General features: G+C 71.1%; 16 protein-coding genes. 12 read left to right on the forward strand and 4 right to left on the reverse strand.

The genetic code is table 11. The features are described 5' to 3' along the window. On the forward strand, positions 1 to 259 hold a 259-nt coding region (locus VFJ94_RS06470; RefSeq protein WP_414654577.1), incomplete at its 5' end, for a restriction endonuclease subunit S. A gap of 28 nt (positions 260 to 287) precedes the next feature. Beyond that, positions 288 to 3,512, forward strand: coding sequence for a type I restriction endonuclease subunit R (locus tag VFJ94_RS06475; protein ID WP_325003378.1), 3,225 nt, complete (start codon positions 288 to 290; stop codon positions 3,510 to 3,512). A 39-nt stretch (positions 3,513 to 3,551) separates the two neighbouring features. On the opposite strand, the gene VFJ94_RS06480 is transcribed toward VFJ94_RS06475, so the two are convergent. Together VFJ94_RS06480 and VFJ94_RS06485 are read right to left on the reverse strand one after the other, a co-directional pair. Then, positions 3,552 to 4,463, reverse strand: a complete 912-nt coding sequence (locus tag VFJ94_RS06480) for a nucleotidyl transferase AbiEii/AbiGii toxin family protein (protein WP_325003379.1) — start codon at positions 4,461 to 4,463, stop codon at positions 3,552 to 3,554. Next, positions 4,456 to 5,511, reverse strand: coding sequence for a type IV toxin-antitoxin system AbiEi family antitoxin domain-containing protein (locus VFJ94_RS06485; RefSeq protein WP_325003380.1), 1,056 nt, complete (start codon positions 5,509 to 5,511; stop codon positions 4,456 to 4,458). The genes VFJ94_RS06480 and VFJ94_RS06485 overlap by 8 nt, the downstream gene beginning before the upstream one ends. A 141-nt stretch (positions 5,512 to 5,652) precedes the next feature. Here VFJ94_RS06485 and VFJ94_RS06490 point away from each other — a divergent pair, with 141 nt between their 5' ends. From VFJ94_RS06490 to VFJ94_RS06500, 3 genes are all read left to right on the forward strand, one after another. After that, positions 5,653 to 5,928 (forward strand): type II toxin-antitoxin system prevent-host-death family antitoxin, encoded by a 276-nt coding sequence (locus VFJ94_RS06490; protein WP_325003381.1) that lies wholly within the window; start codon positions 5,653 to 5,655, stop codon positions 5,926 to 5,928. After that, a complete protein-coding gene (locus VFJ94_RS06495) occupies positions 5,925 to 6,323 on the forward strand; it encodes a type II toxin-antitoxin system VapC family toxin (protein ID WP_325003382.1) in 399 nt (132 codons plus the stop codon). Before VFJ94_RS06490 ends, VFJ94_RS06495 begins: the two co-directional genes overlap by 4 nt. A gap of 83 nt (positions 6,324 to 6,406) precedes the next feature. Then, positions 6,407 to 7,804: a glycoside hydrolase family 32 protein gene (locus VFJ94_RS06500; protein WP_325003383.1), complete on the forward strand. Its 1,398-nt coding sequence runs from the start codon at positions 6,407 to 6,409 to the stop codon at positions 7,802 to 7,804. A 51-nt stretch (positions 7,805 to 7,855) separates the two neighbouring features. Here the strand turns inward: VFJ94_RS06500 and VFJ94_RS06505 are convergent, their stop codons facing one another. Continuing rightward, the gene (locus tag VFJ94_RS06505) at positions 7,856 to 8,317 is read right to left on the reverse strand and encodes an SRPBCC family protein (protein ID WP_325003384.1); all 462 of its coding nucleotides are present in this window, start codon (positions 8,315 to 8,317) and stop codon (positions 7,856 to 7,858) included. A 157-nt stretch (positions 8,318 to 8,474) separates the two neighbouring features. Between VFJ94_RS06505 and VFJ94_RS06510 the strand changes: the two genes are divergently transcribed. The 4 genes from VFJ94_RS06510 (at position 8,475) to VFJ94_RS06525 (ending at position 11,600) form a co-directional block, all read left to right on the forward strand. Continuing rightward, positions 8,475 to 8,720 carry a hypothetical protein gene (locus VFJ94_RS06510; RefSeq protein WP_325003385.1) on the forward strand — a complete coding sequence of 82 codons (246 nt, stop codon included), beginning with the start codon at positions 8,475 to 8,477 and terminating at the stop codon, positions 8,718 to 8,720. A 3-nt stretch (positions 8,721 to 8,723) separates the two neighbouring features. Beyond that, positions 8,724 to 10,103 carry a DUF4331 domain-containing protein gene (locus tag VFJ94_RS06515; protein ID WP_325003386.1) on the forward strand — a complete coding sequence of 460 codons (1,380 nt, stop codon included), beginning with the start codon at positions 8,724 to 8,726 and terminating at the stop codon, positions 10,101 to 10,103. A 5-nt stretch (positions 10,104 to 10,108) separates the two neighbouring features. Continuing rightward, complete coding sequence (locus tag VFJ94_RS06520) at positions 10,109 to 10,522, forward strand: hypothetical protein (RefSeq protein ID WP_325003387.1); 414 nt, start codon at positions 10,109 to 10,111, stop codon at positions 10,520 to 10,522. 121 nt (positions 10,523 to 10,643) lie between these two features. Further along, positions 10,644 to 11,600: an ERCC4 domain-containing protein gene (locus VFJ94_RS06525; RefSeq protein ID WP_325003388.1), complete on the forward strand. Its 957-nt coding sequence runs from the start codon at positions 10,644 to 10,646 to the stop codon at positions 11,598 to 11,600. Between the two features lie 13 nt (positions 11,601 to 11,613). On the opposite strand, the gene VFJ94_RS06530 is transcribed toward VFJ94_RS06525, so the two are convergent. Continuing rightward, positions 11,614 to 12,024, reverse strand: a complete 411-nt coding sequence (locus tag VFJ94_RS06530; protein WP_325003389.1) for a TIGR03618 family F420-dependent PPOX class oxidoreductase — start codon at positions 12,022 to 12,024, stop codon at positions 11,614 to 11,616. Between the two features lie 142 nt (positions 12,025 to 12,166). Between VFJ94_RS06530 and VFJ94_RS06535 the strand changes: the two genes are divergently transcribed. Genes VFJ94_RS06535 through VFJ94_RS06545 form a run of 3 tightly spaced genes read left to right on the forward strand, consistent with a single transcriptional unit; the run spans position 12,167 to position 15,490 of the window. Beyond that, complete coding sequence (locus VFJ94_RS06535; RefSeq protein ID WP_325003390.1) at positions 12,167 to 13,150, forward strand: ABC transporter ATP-binding protein; 984 nt, start codon at positions 12,167 to 12,169, stop codon at positions 13,148 to 13,150. A 13-nt stretch (positions 13,151 to 13,163) separates the two neighbouring features. Then, positions 13,164 to 14,330 (forward strand): ABC transporter permease, encoded by a 1,167-nt coding sequence (locus tag VFJ94_RS06540; protein ID WP_325003391.1) that lies wholly within the window; start codon positions 13,164 to 13,166, stop codon positions 14,328 to 14,330. Beyond that, a complete protein-coding gene (locus VFJ94_RS06545) occupies positions 14,327 to 15,490 on the forward strand; it encodes an ABC transporter permease (protein WP_325003392.1) in 1,164 nt (387 codons plus the stop codon). Before VFJ94_RS06540 ends, VFJ94_RS06545 begins: the two co-directional genes overlap by 4 nt. Positions 15,491 to 15,544: the final 54 nt, after the last annotated feature.

Genomic DNA, 15,544 nt, shown 5'->3' on the forward strand with positions numbered 1-15,544 from the left:
CTACCTGGAGGCCGTGACCGAAGGGAGTGCTTACCCTGCGGTCCGTGCTGATCGTTTTCTTGAGGCGCCCGTGCCCATGGTCAGCGCAGCGACTCGGGAGACGTTCGAGAGCCAAGCGGCCCCCCTACGCCGCCGCGTCCACGCTGCGAGGGTTGAGTCACGAACCCTGGCGGCGACGCGTGACGCGCTGCTGCCGGAGCTCATGTCCGGCAGGATCAGGGTCAAGGATGCCGAGCGCGTCGTCGAGGACGTCGTCTGACATGGCCGAGACTCTCAGGGGTGATCGCATGACCGGGTTCAGCGGGTCAGGCATGTCGGAGGCGGAGTGGGAGCAGGTCGCCCTCGACGACCTGGCCGAGCACGGGTGGGTGCCCACGCTCGGCAAGGCAATCGTCCCAGGCTCGGGCGAGCGCGAGTCATGGGACGACCTCGTCATCCCCTCCCGCCTGCTTGCCAAGCTGCGCGACCTCAACCCCACGGTGCCCCCCGAATACCTCACGCAGGCGGCCGGCGACATCCTGCGCCCCACGTCGGGGGACGCGCTGACGGAGAACCACCGCGCGCACCGGTTCCTCGTCGAGGGCTACCGCGGCGTCAGCTGGGTCGAGAGTGACGGCTCCGAGCACAACCCGACGATCCGGCTGCTCAGCACCGAGCCGAGCGACAACGACTGGCTCGCCGTCAACCAGGTCACGGTCCGCTCGCGCGACGTCGAGCGCCGCTTCGACCTCGTCCTCTACTGCAACGGCCTGCCCGTCTCGATCATCGAGCTGAAGAAGGCCGGCGCCCAGGCCGCTGACGTCGCGGCAGCGCACGCGCAGCTGCAGACCTACGTCCGCGAGCTGCCCATGGCCTTCCGCTTCGCGGTCCTCACGGTCGCGAGCGACGGCATCATCGCGAAGTACGGCACGCCCTTCACTCCGCTCAACCACTTCTCCCTGTGGAACGTCGACGACGACGGCGAGCCGCTCGGCTTCGGCGCGACCTCCGGTCTGGACAACCTCGGGACCGGCCTGGACCAGCTCATCGACGGCGTCTTCAACCAGGACCGCTTCCTGCAGCTGCTGCGCAACTTCGTCGCCTTCGACGAGGACCCCGAGGGCCTGGCCAAGCGCATCGCCAAGCCGCACCAGTACTTCGCGGTCAACAAGGCCCTCTGGCGCACGGTCCAGGCCGTCGAGTCCGACGGCAAGGCCGGCGTCGTCTGGCACACCCAGGGCTCCGGAAAGTCGATGGAGATGGAGCTCTACACCCATTACGTGCAGAGCCACCCCAAGCTGCTCAACCCCACGGTCCTCGTCGTCACCGACCGCACGGAGCTCGACGGGCAGCTCTACGACGGCTTCGCCCAGAGCCGGCTCCTCGCGGAGCAGCCCAAGAAGATCACGAGGCGCGCCGACCTGCGCCGGGAGCTGTCGGAGCGCACGACCGGGGGCATCTACTTCACGACGCTGCAGAAGTTCGGCCTGTCCAAGGAGGAGAAGGAGGCCGGCGAGAGCCACCCTCTGCTGTCGGACCGGCGCAACATCATCGTCATCGCCGACGAGGCGCACCGCAGCCACTACGACGACCTCGACGGCTACGCCCGCCATCTCAAGGACGCCCTGCCGCGGGCGACGCTCATCGCCTTCACCGGCACACCGGTCTCCTTCGCCGACAAGGACACCCGAGCGGTCTTCGGCGACTACATCGACGTCTACGACCTCACCCGGGCCGTGCGGGACGGCGCGACCGTGCCGGTCCACTTCGAGCCGCGCCTCATCAAGGTCAGCCTCGCCGAGGGCGTCACCGAGGACGAGCTCGACGCCGCCGCCGACGAGCTCACCGCCGGGCTCGACGATGTCGAGCGTGACCGGGTCGAGCGCAGCGTCGCCGTCGTCAACGCCGTCTACGGGGCACCGGCGCGCATCGCGCGGCTGGCCGAGGACCTCGTCGCCCACTGGGAGACGCGCCGTGCGGTCATGGAGAAGTTCATCGCCAGTCCCGGCAAGGCGCTCATCGTCGGCGGCACGCGCGAGATCTGCGCCAAGCTCTACGACGCGATCGTCGCCCTGCGGCCCGACTGGCACTCCGACGAGCTGGACAAGGGCCGCATCAAGGTCGTCTACAGCGGCGACCCGACCGACCCCCTGCCGGTGTCGAAGCACGTGCGCCGCGACGGGGCCAACAAGGCGATCAAGGCCCGGCTCAGGGACCCCGACGACGAGCTGGAGCTCGTCATCGTCAAGGACATGATGCTGACCGGCTACGACTCCCCGCCGCTGCACACTCTCTACCTCGACCGCCCGCTCAAGGGCGCGCTGCTCATGCAGACCCTCGCTCGGGTCAACCGCACCTTCCGCGGCAAGCAGGACGGCCTGCTCGTCGCCTACGCCCCGCTCGCCGAGAACCTGCACAAGGCGCTGGCGGAGTACACCTCGGAGGACCAGGCCACCAAGCCGCTCGGACGCGACCTCTCCGAGGGCGTCGTGCTCACCAAGGAGCTCATCACGCAGCTCGACACGCTCGTGGCCGGCTATGACTGGCGAGGCGCGTATGCCGACCTGGCGGCGCGAGGGGACAAGGCGGCATACGCCCACGTCGTGGCCAAGACCGTGGACTACCTGCGCGACCCGCGCACCCCCGGCAACGAGGTGCGGGAGGACGACGGGGACGGCGCGAGCGAGACGCTCACGGCGGCATACCGCCGCCTGTCGAGCCAGCTGGCGCGCGCGTGGGCGCTCTGCGCCGCCTCCGGGCAGCTCGAGGACCTGCGGCCGACCGCGAGGTTCTACGAGGAGGTGCGCGTGTGGATGGCCAAGCTCGACGCCGAGGAGCGGGCCTCGCGCGGCGAGCCGATCCCCGAAGACATCGAGCGGCTGCTCGGCGCGCTCATCGCCGACAGCACGGTGCCCGGCGCGGTGCTCGACATCTACGAGGCCGCGGGGATGCCCAAGCCCAGCCTCACGGACCTCAGGCCCGACTTCGTCAGGCAGGCGCAGGAGGCGCCCAACCCACACCTGGCCATCGAGGCGCTGCGCGACCTCGTCGCCAAGGAGTCGGTCAAGGCAACGGGTGCGAACACGCTTCGGCAGCAGGCGTTCTCGGACCGGATCGCCGAGCTGATGCGCAAGTACACCAACCAGCAGCTCACCTCGGCCGAGGTCATCGCCGAGCTCATCGAGCTGGCCAAGGACGTCGTCGCGGAGTCAGGCCGCGGGGCGCGCTTCGAGCCCCCGCTCGACCACGACGAGCTGGCCTACTACGACGCCGTGTCGACCAACGAGTCAGCCGTCGACGTCATGGGCGAGGGGGTGCTCGCCGACATCGCCCGCGAGCTCGTCGCGATCATGCGGCGCGACATCCGCACCGACTGGATGGTGCGCGAGGACGTGCGGGCCAAGCTGCGCACCTCGATCAAGCGGCTGCTCGTCAAGCACGGCTACCCACCCGACCAGCAGCCCGCCGCGATCAGGCTCGTCATGGACCAGATGGAGGCCATGGCGCCACGATTCGCCGAACGCAACCGGTAATCGCCCGCTCGGGACAGTCTGGCGAAGGGTGCGGGAGTGTCAGGCCCACGACCGCCTCCCGGGGGACCACGTCTTGCCAGCTGCGCGCCCGTCGAGCGCCGGGTCAATGACGCGCGTGACCAGCTCACGCGCGACCTCGACGGTCGGATAGTCGGCGCAGTAGGGCACGGGACGGGCGAGCTGCGCATATCGACGTCCCCATTCGCCCGGAACCACGAAGTGGTCGAACGGCTCCATCAGTCGTCGGTGGGTCTCGGTGGAGATGGCGATTGCGAGAGCCGTGCCGTCGACGTTCTGGGTGACGGCGAGCACGACGAGGTCGACCAGGTCCTTCTCGCGGCTCGACGCGCGACCGCGGTAGGTCTGCATGGTCGCGCAGACCTTGTCGGCCATCTGGTCCACGATCGGATACAGGCGATACGCGTGGTGGACGAGGCGCGGCAGGTGCAGCGCATTCGCCGGATTCGCGGTTGTCACCGGAGCAGTGGCTCCCACCCCGACCGCCAAGTCCACGTGCAGTGTCCCCTTGCTCCGAGGGCCGATGAAGACATCGAAGGTGACCACGTATCCCTCGGTGTAGGGCTGGGCTTCGCCGCCCACCGACGTGTCATGGCCGGCGTATTGGAAACGGAAGTGGTCGCCAAGATCCGACGTGGCGAGCCGCCGCAACTCGGCAAGCGGTTGGTCGAGGGTGAAGCGGTCTCGGTAGAGGTCGATGTCGAGCGTCGCGCGGGTCGACGGCACCCGCGCCAACATGCCGGCGCCACCTTTGAACAGCCATTCCGAGTCGGCGCCCTCAGAGAACACGCGACTGAGGAAGCGGTTGAAGTACTCCAGTCGGATGCGCTCGTTGACGCTCAGCGCGGGGTCGGCGGCGGTGGCTTTCTTGGCTGCATCCTTGATCGCGGCCTCGACCCCTGAGGCGGACGGATAGTGCTCAGGCTCAGTCATCGCGGGCTGCCCTCTCGGCGTCCCGAATGAGCGCGAGGGTCCGTGGCGCACTCGCAAGGCGTTGGTTCTGCGACGTGCCCCCGATCTCGCTCAGCGCCTTCAGCAGGTCGGCGCTGACAAACTGCGCCAAGATCTCACGGATCGTGTCTTGGACACCTACGCTGTCCGCCAGACTTGCGGCCAACTCCATCGAGGTCCCCTTGAGCTCCTTGAGCTGAGGGGAAAGCGCATTCGACACCGCCTCCATGAGTGACTCCCGGAAAGACCGGAGGCTCTTCTCCATCTCGGGCATGACGATCAGGCTCCTGAGGTCGGCTGCGCCCAGATGTCCGATGTAGTCGGCCGCGATGCGGGCGCCGAGCGGCGGGTCGGACGCGACGCGACGCGCGAAGGACTCGATGTCGAGGCCTGCGATCTCGATAAGCCGGTGGAGCAGCCCGCCGCCGTCGCCCTTGCGGAAACTATTGCGCTCGGCGAGCGGCGCAAGCAGGTCCCGAAGTCGATCGAGGTCGAGGATGCGCCTTCGCGAGGCATCGCGCAGGGCGTCGGCGATGAGGCTCAGATCCTTCAGGTCCTCGACCAGGTCGGCAATCGTGCGCTCGATCGACATGGTGGGCATGCCCTCGACAAGCACGACGTCGCCTGGGTCGAGTCTGCGCTGTCGGTAGCGGATCTCGCGGCGCTGACTCTGGCGACGCGCGGGCGACACGAAGTCGTGGCGGGCGGCGCGGAAGTCGCCGATCGTGTGGAGTCGCGTCGCAGACTCCCCGGCGATGACGACGCCGCCCGCAGGGTCGCGGACACGCTCCTCCGCCAGTCGCTTGGGGTCGGTGCTCAGCCAGGCAGCCCGCAGGTCGTCGAACTCATCGCCGGGCGCCCCCGCGTCCATGTAGACACCATGGGCGATCCGGATCAGGTGACCAGCCTCGGCCAGTCGAGAGAGATCCAAGCGCGAAACCCCCCGGGCGCTGGCCTGAGCAGACGTCACCATTCCCCACTGCTGCGAAGTCAGGGCAGCAAGCACACGGAGCGCGCCAGTGAATTTCATGCTCCGATTGTATCGCTGATAACGATACACTCCAAGTAGAACCGGCTCCGTTGTCCCGCATGGACAAGAGGACCTCGCCCCTCATTCGGAAGACGCCAGCCCCACGTGCTAAGTAGCACTTGACGTGCTACATTTCGGACGGTGGACACAGTCGGGATCCGGGAGCTGCGACAGCACGCGAGCCGCTACGTGCAGGCTGCCAGCCTGGGCGCCGTCATCACCGTCACGGACCGTGGCGCGCCCGTCGCGCGTCTCACGCCGCTGTCACCACTGGAGCAGCACCTCTCGGCGCAGCTCGCCGCCCATGCCCTCGTCCCGCCTGTGCGGCCGCGACGCAGGTATGCCGCCGACGCGCGCCTCGCCGGCGAGCCCCTCACGCCACTGCTCGCCGAGGACCGGGCCGAGCGCCTCACGTGAGCCTGACCTATCTGGACACCTCGGCCCTCGTCAAGCTCGTCGTCGCCGAGCCGGAGTCCGACGCGTTGGCGAGCTGGCTCGACGAGCGCGCCCACGACCTGCTCTGCACGTCGGTGATCGGCAAGGTCGAGCTCCTCTGCGCGGCACGTCGACGCGGCCCGCAGACGCTTGCCGCGGCGACCACCATGGTCGCCGAGCTGGCCCTCGTGCCCGCCGACGCCATCGTGCTGGAACTCGCCGCCACCATCGACCCTGCGGGGCTGCGCACGCTCGACGCCCTGCACCTGGCGAGCGCTGCGGGTCTCGGAGCCGACCTGGCTCACCTCGTCGCCTACGACACCGCGCTGGTCGCGAGCGCCGAGACCCTCGGCCTGCACCCAGTCAGCCCGCGCTGACCTCCGACAGCCCGGGTGGACCGCACACCGCGTCCGGGAACACCGCGAGCCGCCGGAGGCCGAGACCGGCATACTGCATCGTCATGACCGCACCGAGGCAGACCCCTCACCTGCGCCCCGTCGCCCACTTCACCGCACGCGACACCTGGCTCAACGACCCCAACGGGCTGGTCCACGTCGGCGGCACCTACCACCTGTTCTTCCAGAACAACCCCGAGGGCAGCACGTGGGGCAACATGTCGTGGGGGCACGCGACCTCGACCGACCTCGTGACCTGGACCGAGCACGAGGTGGCCCTGCGGCATACGGAGCAGGAGCAGATCTTCTCCGGCAGCGTCGTCGTCGACCACGACAACACGGCCGGCTTCGCGGGCCCCGGGGAGACGGCGCTCGTCGCGATCTACACGAGCGCCTACTCCGCCTCCTCGCCGCTGCACGGCAGGCAGGTCCAGTCGCTCGCCTACAGCGTCGACGCCGGGATGACGTGGACGCCGCACGCCGGCAACCCCGTGCTCGACCGGGAGTCGTCCGACTTCCGGGACCCCAAGGTCTTCCGCTGGGGCGGCGCCGACGGCTACTGGGTCATGGCGGCCGTCGAGGCGGCCGACCGGCAGGTCGTGCTCTACTCGTCCCCCGACCTGCGCACGTGGACCCTGCTCTCGGAGTTCGGGCCGGCGCACGCGGTCGGTGGCGTGTGGGAGTGCCCCGACCTGTTCCCCGTGCGGGTTGCGGGCACCGGCGAGACCCGCTGGGTGCTCGTCGTCAGCCTGACGCCCGGGGCGTTGGCCGGCGGCGGCGGCACGCAGTACTTCGTCGGCGACTTCGACGGGGTGCGGTTCGTGCCCGAGCGGCTGTCCGCGCGCGAGGAGCTCGCCGGTTTCGACTGGCTCGACCACGGCCGCGACTACTACGCCGCCGTCTCCTTCGACAACGTGCCGGAGGACCGGCGGCTCATGATCGGCTGGGCCAACAACTGGGACTATGCCGCCGAGACCCCGACGTGGCCGTGGCGCGGGGCCATGTCGCTCGCCCGCGAGGTCGACCTCGTGCGCTGCCCCGACGGGGCCCTGCGCGTGCGGCAGCGCCCCGTGCTGCCCACGGACATCGAGGGCCTGACCGTCTTCGACCTCGAGGTGCCCTCGGGTCCCGGAGAGGTGAGCGAGGTGCGGATCACGACGGCCGACGGCGCCGACCCGCTCCTGCTCCGCGTCGACGGCGACGCCCGGACCCTCAGCTGCGACCGGTCCCGGTGCGGCGACGTCGACTTCCACCCGAGCTTCCCCTCCGAGGACACGGCGACGCTTCGGCTGGCCGGAGCGACGACGCGGCTCCGCGTCGTGGTGGACGCCTGCCTGGTCGAGGTCTTCGCCGAGGACGGGCTCGTCACCCTCACCCAGCAGGTCTTCCCCACCGCGCCGCTCACCACCTACGACACGCGGACCGTGGTCCGCAGCGGTCACGCCCCGGGCGACGCGCGCTGAGCTTCCGCCGGCGCCGCGCCCGCCGTATGCCGTGGCCCGCCCTGCCCGGGGTCAGCCGCGCTCGGCCACCGCCTTGAGGTTGGCCAGGCCCTTGTCGTAGTCCTTGCCGATCATCTTGTCCATCGACATGACCTTCCCCAAGAGACGCATCACGGCGTTGTTGCGACCGGTCATCGACCACGTGACGTCGGTGGCTCCGCCGCGGGGCACGAGGGTGAAGGTCGTGCGGTTCTCGCTCTTGAACGGCTTGTCGAAGGCGAGGTCGATGCCCACCTCGGTGGGCGTCGACGTGGCGATCCGCATCCGGCCCTTGCCGGCCCTGCGGTTGCCGCTCCACTCGTAGGTCGCCCCTGGGCCGGAGTCGCTGCCGCCGTAGACGCGCTTCATGTCCGGGTCCAGCCCCTCCCACGGCGACCATTCGCGCCACCGGCGGAAGTCGTTGAGCAGCGGGTGGATCCGCTCAGAGGGCGCGTCGATGGTGGTGCTGCGGCTGACGGTGTAGGTCTCGGCCATGGCCCCATTGTGGGGGGCGCAAGGTGACCATTCCGCTTCCGCGCTCCTCCGGCGTATGTTGAGAGATGGCCGATGGCCGGTCCGGCTGGGATGTGGGGGGACCGGACTCTCCGCTCGGGCGCCTTCGGGGCTGCCCACGTCAGTGAGGAGAACCTCCATGTCAGACACCTCCAGACGCTCGGTGCTCGCCGCCGTCGGCACGGGCGCCGTCGCGACCGCCGCGCTCGCGGCTGCTCCGAGGGCCGCCGCAGCGCCCTCGACCAAGGCGTCCGGCGCGCACGAGAACCTCGTGGCCTACGTCCGCGCCGGCGCCGGAAGCATCACGCTCCTCGTCGGTGAGCGTCGAGTCGTCGTCCACGACCCTGACCTCGTCCGCCGGCTGGCCCGGGCAGCGAGGCGGTGAGCCATGTCATCGCACCGCGAGGCGCCCGAGATCTCCAAGGACCCGGTCGCTGACAACACCGACGTCTACGCCTTCGTCAGCCCTGACCGGCCGGGCACGGTGACCCTGATCTCCAACTTCATCCCGGGCCAGATCCCGCAGGGCGGCCCGAACTTCTACGAGTTCGGTGACGACGTTCTCTACGAGATCTACGTGACCAACCGCCCGGGCGCACGCGCCGACGTGACCTACCAGTTCCGGTTCACCACCAGGATCCGCAACGAGGAGACGTTCCTCTACAACACCGGCCCGATCACGTCGATCACCGACCGCACGTGGAACCGACCCCAGTTCTACTCCGTGACCCGGGTCGTCCGCGGGCGCGAGCCGCAGCTCCTCGGCCGTGGCCTGACCTGCCCACCGGTCAACGTGGGATCGCGCAGCACCCCCAACTATGCGCGCTTCACCCGCCAGGCCGTGCACTCGCTCCCGGGCGGGCGCCGGGTCTTCGCCGGCCAACGCGGTGACGCGTTCTTCGTCGACCTCGGCAGCGTCTTCGACCTCGGGGCCCTGCGGCCCTTCCAGAACCTGCACCTCATCCCGATGCCCGCGGCCCCGGGCGTCAACGGGCTCCAGGGGCTCAACGTGCACACCATCGCCATCCAGGTCCCGATCTCCGACGTGAGCCGCGACGGCGAGATCCCCAAGGACCCGAGCAAGGGCTCGTCGGTCATCGGGGTGTGGTCCGCGGCCAGCCGGCGGCAGGCCCGCATGCGCGACGACGACGACGGCCGGGAAGAGGGGCACGGCCCGTTCCGGCAGGTCTCCCGGCTGGGCAACCCGCTCTTCAACGAGGTCATCGTCCCCATGTCGGACAAGGACCGGTGGAACGCCATCGAGCCGCGCCACGACGCCCAGTTCGTCAAGTACGTCGCGCACCCCGAGCTGGGACGGCTCCTACCGGCGCTCTACCCGGGGGTGTTCCCGCACCTGGCGGCCTACACCAAGCGGCGGGACGACCTCATCGCGATCCTCATGACCGGGATCCCGTCGGGCGTCGTGCCGGGCTTCCAGAACTTCACGGGTCCCACACCGGCGGACGTGCTGCGGCTCAACCTCGCGATCCCGCCGAGCAAGAAGCCCAACCCCATCGGGCTCATCGCCGGCGACCCGGCCGGCTTCCCGAACGGCCGCCGTCTCGCCGACAACATCGTGGCCATCGAGCTGCGGGCGATCGCAGGAGCGACGATCCCGCTCGTCGACCCGTCCTTCAAGCCCGACGCCGCGGCGAGCCTGCTCGAGGACGGCACGTCCAACACCAACCTGCCGCTCCTTTCCACCTTCCCCTACATGCCCAACCCGGCCGGGGGATTCCAGTCCACTCCGGGGACTCCGGCGGCCTAGCGCTCGTGGCCACTTCGGAGAACCCGTATGCCGGACAGGGTGCCGTGCTGCTCGACATCGGCGGGGACGTCGGCGCGCTCATCGTGGCGATGCCCCCGTCGACCGAGGGTCTGGAGGTGGAGATCCGGCCGGCCGGTGCCACGGCCGGCCTCCATCGACACCATCACGGGCACGATCAGGAACACGGGCACGAGCACGAGCACCACGGCGACCACGGGCACGCGCACGGGCCCGACGGCACGGCATACCCGCACGTCGCCGTGGTGGCTCGCCCGACCGGCGCGGGGACGGCCTACTCGCTCGTGTACCCGTCGCTGTCGGAGGGGCGCTACGAGCTGTGCCCCCTCCCTCTGGGCGAGGTGGCCCTCACCGTGGCGGTGGCGGGCGGCTCGGTGACCCAGGCGGCCTGGCCGTCCTGACGACCGAAGCGGTGGGCCGGGCGCGGTGTTCCGGCCCACCGCCCCTGGGCCAGACTTGGCTCATGCCCGATGACTTCCTCATCGCCCGCAACCCGGACCGGACAGCTCGCTGCCCTACCTCGTGCGCATCCCCCTCGGCCCGGACGGCATCGTCCTCAAGGTGCGGGACACGTGGCCACGCACGAGCAAGGTCTACTGCCACCGCACCGACGCGTGGCCGCCCGACGCCGACGTCGTCGAGCGCGTCGCCACCCGGATCTGCGTCCGGCGCGGCGCGTCCATCGAGCTCGTCCTCGACCGGGGCCGCGAGAGCCGGTCGCAGTTCGTGCTCACGCACGCCAAGGGACGCGAGGCGATCTTCTGGCAGAGCGCGCGCACGGCCAAGCAGGCGCGGCCCAACGTCCGGCTCCCCACCGCGCGCGCCGCCGGCACCGCCGGAGCCGAGGGCCCGGGAGCCCGCGCAGCCACCGGCGGGCTGACCATCCTCGTCGACACCCACGAGCGCTACGCGTGGCGCTTCTCCCACCAGCAGGTCACCACCCGCAAAGCGCCGCTGGCGGCCGGCGACTACGCCGTCGAGGCGGACGGGCTCGTCGTCGCCGCCGTCGAGCGCAAGTCGCTCGAGGACCTCACGTCCTCCCTGCTCGACGGCAGGCTCCGCTTCGCCCTCTCCGAGCTGAGCGGCATACCGCGTGCTGCCGTGGTCGTCGAGGACCGCTACTCAAGGATTTTCGCGCTGACGCGCGTGCGCCCGGCGGTGGTCGCCGACGCCATCGCCGAGTGCCAGGCCCGCCACCCCGCGGTGCCCATCGTCTTCGCCGAGACCCGGGCACTCGCCCAGGAGTGGACCTACCGCTTCCTCGCCGCCGCGCGACACGAGGTGGGGCTCGAAGCCGCGGTCGAGGCACGGCTGGCCGGCCTCATGCCCGCAGGACCGGTCCCCGCCGTCGTCCCGACAACAGCGCAGGTCCGCGCGTGGGCGCTCGAGCACGGGTATGCCGTCGCCGACCGCGGGCGGCTCCGGCCCGAGATCTGGGCCGCCTTCGAGGACAGGGCGCCCCAGACGTCCGCCGGCTGACCCTCCAGGACCGTCAGGCGGCCTGCTTCAGGCGCCCCCACGCGTGCCAGCGGTCGATCTCGATCCAGGCGCTCACCCGTCCGCGGTCGCGGACTCCGTAGGGCTTGCCGGTGTAGTGGCGGGCGAGGCGGTCGATGTCGGTCAGGTCGGTGTCCTCGCGCAGCTCGACGACCCGGCCCTGCAGGCTCACATGGGTCAGCCAGTCGGCGGGGTCCATGGCGCTGATGCTCACGCGCGGGTCCGCCCGCAGGTGGTCGAGGCGTTTGCGGCCCAGGTCCATGTTGACGAGGATCCGGCCGCGCTCGAAGAGGTACCACGTCGGCACCGACACGGGGTGCCCGTCGCGCCGCACCGTGCTGATGGTCGCGTGGTTGGGCGCGGCGAGGAAGTCCGCCACGGGGTCGGGCAGGGGTGGCTTCGGCATGAACCCATCCTCTCGCGGCGCTCCCCCCGGCGCGCGCCGTGGACTGTGGCGCACGTCGCCGCCGCCGCGGGACCAACGGCCCGCCCGGAGCCGACCCCGGCCGTGCCAGTCTGAGCGGCAGGCTACAGATTCGAGGGACACCGTGACGACGAACGCTGCCCAGGCGCAGCCCATGCTGCGCGACATCGACGGCCGCGTGCTCGTCGTCGACCACCTCGTCCGCCGATTCGGGGACCTCACCGCTGTCGACGGCGTCTCGTTCGCCATCGCGCCGGGTGAGACCTTCGGGCTGCTCGGGCCGAACGGCGCGGGCAAGACGACGACGATCTCCATGGTCGCCGGGCTCGTCCCGGCTGACGAGGGGACCGTCACGGTCCTCGGCGAGCCGATGGGCCCCGGGGCGGTCCAGCCGAAGCGGCACATCGGCCTGGTCCCACAGGAGCTCGCCATCTATCCGGAGCTCACGGCACGGGAGAACCTCACCTTCTTTGGCCAGCTCCAGGGGCTGCGCCGCAGCGAGCTCAGGGCGCGCACCCAGGAGGTGCTCGACCTCATCGGGCTCGCCGACCGCGCGAAGGACCCCACCAAGGAGTTCTCCGGCGGCATGAAGCGGCGGCTCAACATCGGGATCGGGCTGCTCCATCGGCCACGGCTGCTCATCCTCGACGAGCCGACCGTCGGCGTCGACCCGCAGTCGCGCAACGCCATCCTCGAGTCCGTCGAGGCCCTCTCCGTCGAGGGGATGGCGGTGCTCTACACGACGCACTACATGGAGGAGGCCGAGCGGCTCTGCGACCGGGTCGCCATCATCGACTCGGGGCGGATCCAGGCGGAGGGCACGCGTGACGAGCTCATCCGCCTCATCGGCGGCCTGGACTCGATCCGCCTGAGCGGCTCCGGCGACACGGTGGCCGCGGCGGCCGCGCTACGCGCCCTGCCCGCCATAGAGCAGGTCACGGCCGACCGGCACGGCCTCGTCCTCACGGTCCGGGACGCCCCCACGGCGGTGGCGGCCGTCGTCACGGGCGCGACCGCGGCGGGCCTCACGCTCCGCGACGTCGAGATCACCCGGCCGGACCTCGAGTCGGTCTTCCTCCACCTCACCGGCAAGGCCCTGAGGGACTGAGGGGATGACGCCGATGAGCCAGCTCTGGACGATGGTGGCCTCCGACCTGCGCCAGCGGGTCCGCGACCGATCCTTCTTCATCTTTGCCCTCGGTGTCCCGCTCGCCCTCATGTATGTCTTCAACCTCGCGTTCGGCAGCCTCATGGACGCCGAGCTCAAGCCCGTCACGGTGGCGGTGGCCGCGCCGGCGTCCGACCCGGCGGCCGGCACCCTGGTCGCGGTCCTCGATCACCTCGACGGGCTCGACGTGACGGTGCACCGGGGCTCGGTCGGCGAGGTTCGCGACCGCACCCGGGGCGGCGGCGCCGCGCTGGGCGTCATCGTGCCCGAGGGCTTCGGGGCGGCGGTCTCCCTGGGGCGGCCCACCACCGTCGAGGTCATCGAGGGCGAGGGGTCCGGCATCGAGACCGACGTGCTCATCTCCGCGCTGCGGACCGTGCTCGACCGGTATGCCGCCGGAGCCGTCGCGTCGGCAGCGGGAGCCCGCCTCGGGCTCGCCCCCGACGAGCTGGCCCGGGTGGGCGAACAGGCGGCCACGGCCGGGCCCGGGCTCACCCTCACCCAGGGCACGGCCTCCAACGAGCAGCTCGGCACCGCGGCCTCGCTCGTCGCCGGGCAGTCGGGCCTCTTCCTCCTCTTCACCGTCGGTTTCGGAGTGCTCGGGCTCGTCACCGAGCGTCAGCTGGGGACCCTCGCCCGGCTGCGGTCGATGCCCATGCCGCCGGGCCACATCGTCGCCGCAAAGGCGGTGGTCAGCTTCCTGCTCGGCGTCGTCGCCACCGCCGTGCTGCTCACCGTCGGCGGCCGGCTCTTCTCCGTCAGCTTCGGCTCGCCGCTGGCCGTCGCCGTCCTCGTCGTCTGCGCCGTCGCGGCCGCGACGTCGCTGATGTTCGTCATCGCTCGGGTCGCCCGCACCGCCGAGCAGGCCAACATCGCGCAGTCCATCGTCGCCATGGCCCTTGGCATCGCCGGGGGCGCCTTCACGCCCATCTCGGCAACCGGCGCCCTCGCCCGGGTGCTCGACCTCAACCCGGTCGCGGCCTTCATCCGCGGGCTCGGCATCACGTCGGGCGGGGGCGGGCTCGCGGACATCGGGCAACCCCTGCTCTACCTCCTCGGGTTCGCGGTGCTCGCCGGCGTGCTGTCCCGGGTTCTGCCCGACCGGGGGGCAGGCGCATGAACCCGACCCTCGCCATCGCCGCGGTCGAGCTGCGCCGCTTCCTGCGCGACCGCGCCAACATCTTCTTCGTCTTCCTCCTGCCGATCCTGCTCGTCCTCATCATCGGGGCGCAGTTCGGCGGAGCCGGACCCGCCGCCCGGGTCGCCCTCGTCGGCGAGCCCAGCGCGCTGCGCACAGCCGTCGCCACACGACTCGAGCAGGACGGCGTGGAGGTCACCTCCTCGGACCGCGCCACGGCACGTGAGCAGGTGGCCCGGGGCCGGAGCGACGTGGCGCTGCTCGTCGAGCCGGGCGCGGCGGGGGCCTTCGCGGCCGGGCAGGACGCGCAGCTGCAGATCGTCTCCAGCTCGGGGACGAACGCCATGGCCACGACCCAACGGGTCCGCGGCGCGGTCGAGAAGGTCCGCGCCGAGCGGGGGCAGCTCGCCGCCCTCGAGACCAGGGGCGTCGACAGGGCCACGGCCCGGACCGCGCTGCAGGCCGCCCGGGCGGCGGTCGTCGCGCCGGGCCTGCGCGTCGTCGACATCGACTCGATCGCGCAGGCGTTCGTCGGGCTGGGGCAGTTCGACCTCGGCGCGTCCTCGCAGCTGCTGCTCTTCGTCTTCCTGTCCTCGCTGACGGGCTCGACCGCCCTGATCCAGGCCCGGCGCCAAGGCGTCACCGCGCGGACGCTCGCGGCGCCCGTGGCCACCCGGCAGGCGCTCGGCGGCCAGGTTCTCGGGCGGTTCACCATCGCCTTCGTCCAGGGCGCCTACATCATGGCCGCGTCGTCGCTGCTCTTCGACGTCGACTGGGGCACCCTCTGGCTCGCGCTGCTCGTGCTCGTCGTCTTCGCGCTCGTCGCGGCGGGTGCGGCAATGCTCGTCGGCTCCGTCATGGACAACGAGGGGGCCGCCTCCGGCCTCGGTGTCGGCGCGGGGCTCGTCCTCGGCGCCCTCGGCGGGGCCATGGTGCCGCTCGAGCTGTTTCCCGACGACCTCCGCACGGTCGCCCACTTCACGCCGCACTGGTGGGCGACGGACGCCTTCGCCCAGATCCAGCGCCACGACGGGACCCTCCTTGACATCCTCCCGAGCGTCGGCGTGCTGCTCGGTATGGCCGCCGTCCTCCTCACGGCCGGCACGTGGGCTCTGCGTCGGAGCCTCGCCCGCGCCATGTAAACCGACTGCCGCCACTCCTGGGACGGCAGAAGGACATTCGTCCCTAGCCGTCGG

This window comes from Intrasporangium sp. (genome assembly GCF_035688975.1).
Taxonomy (GTDB): domain Bacteria; phylum Actinomycetota; class Actinomycetes; order Actinomycetales; family Dermatophilaceae; genus CALMNV01.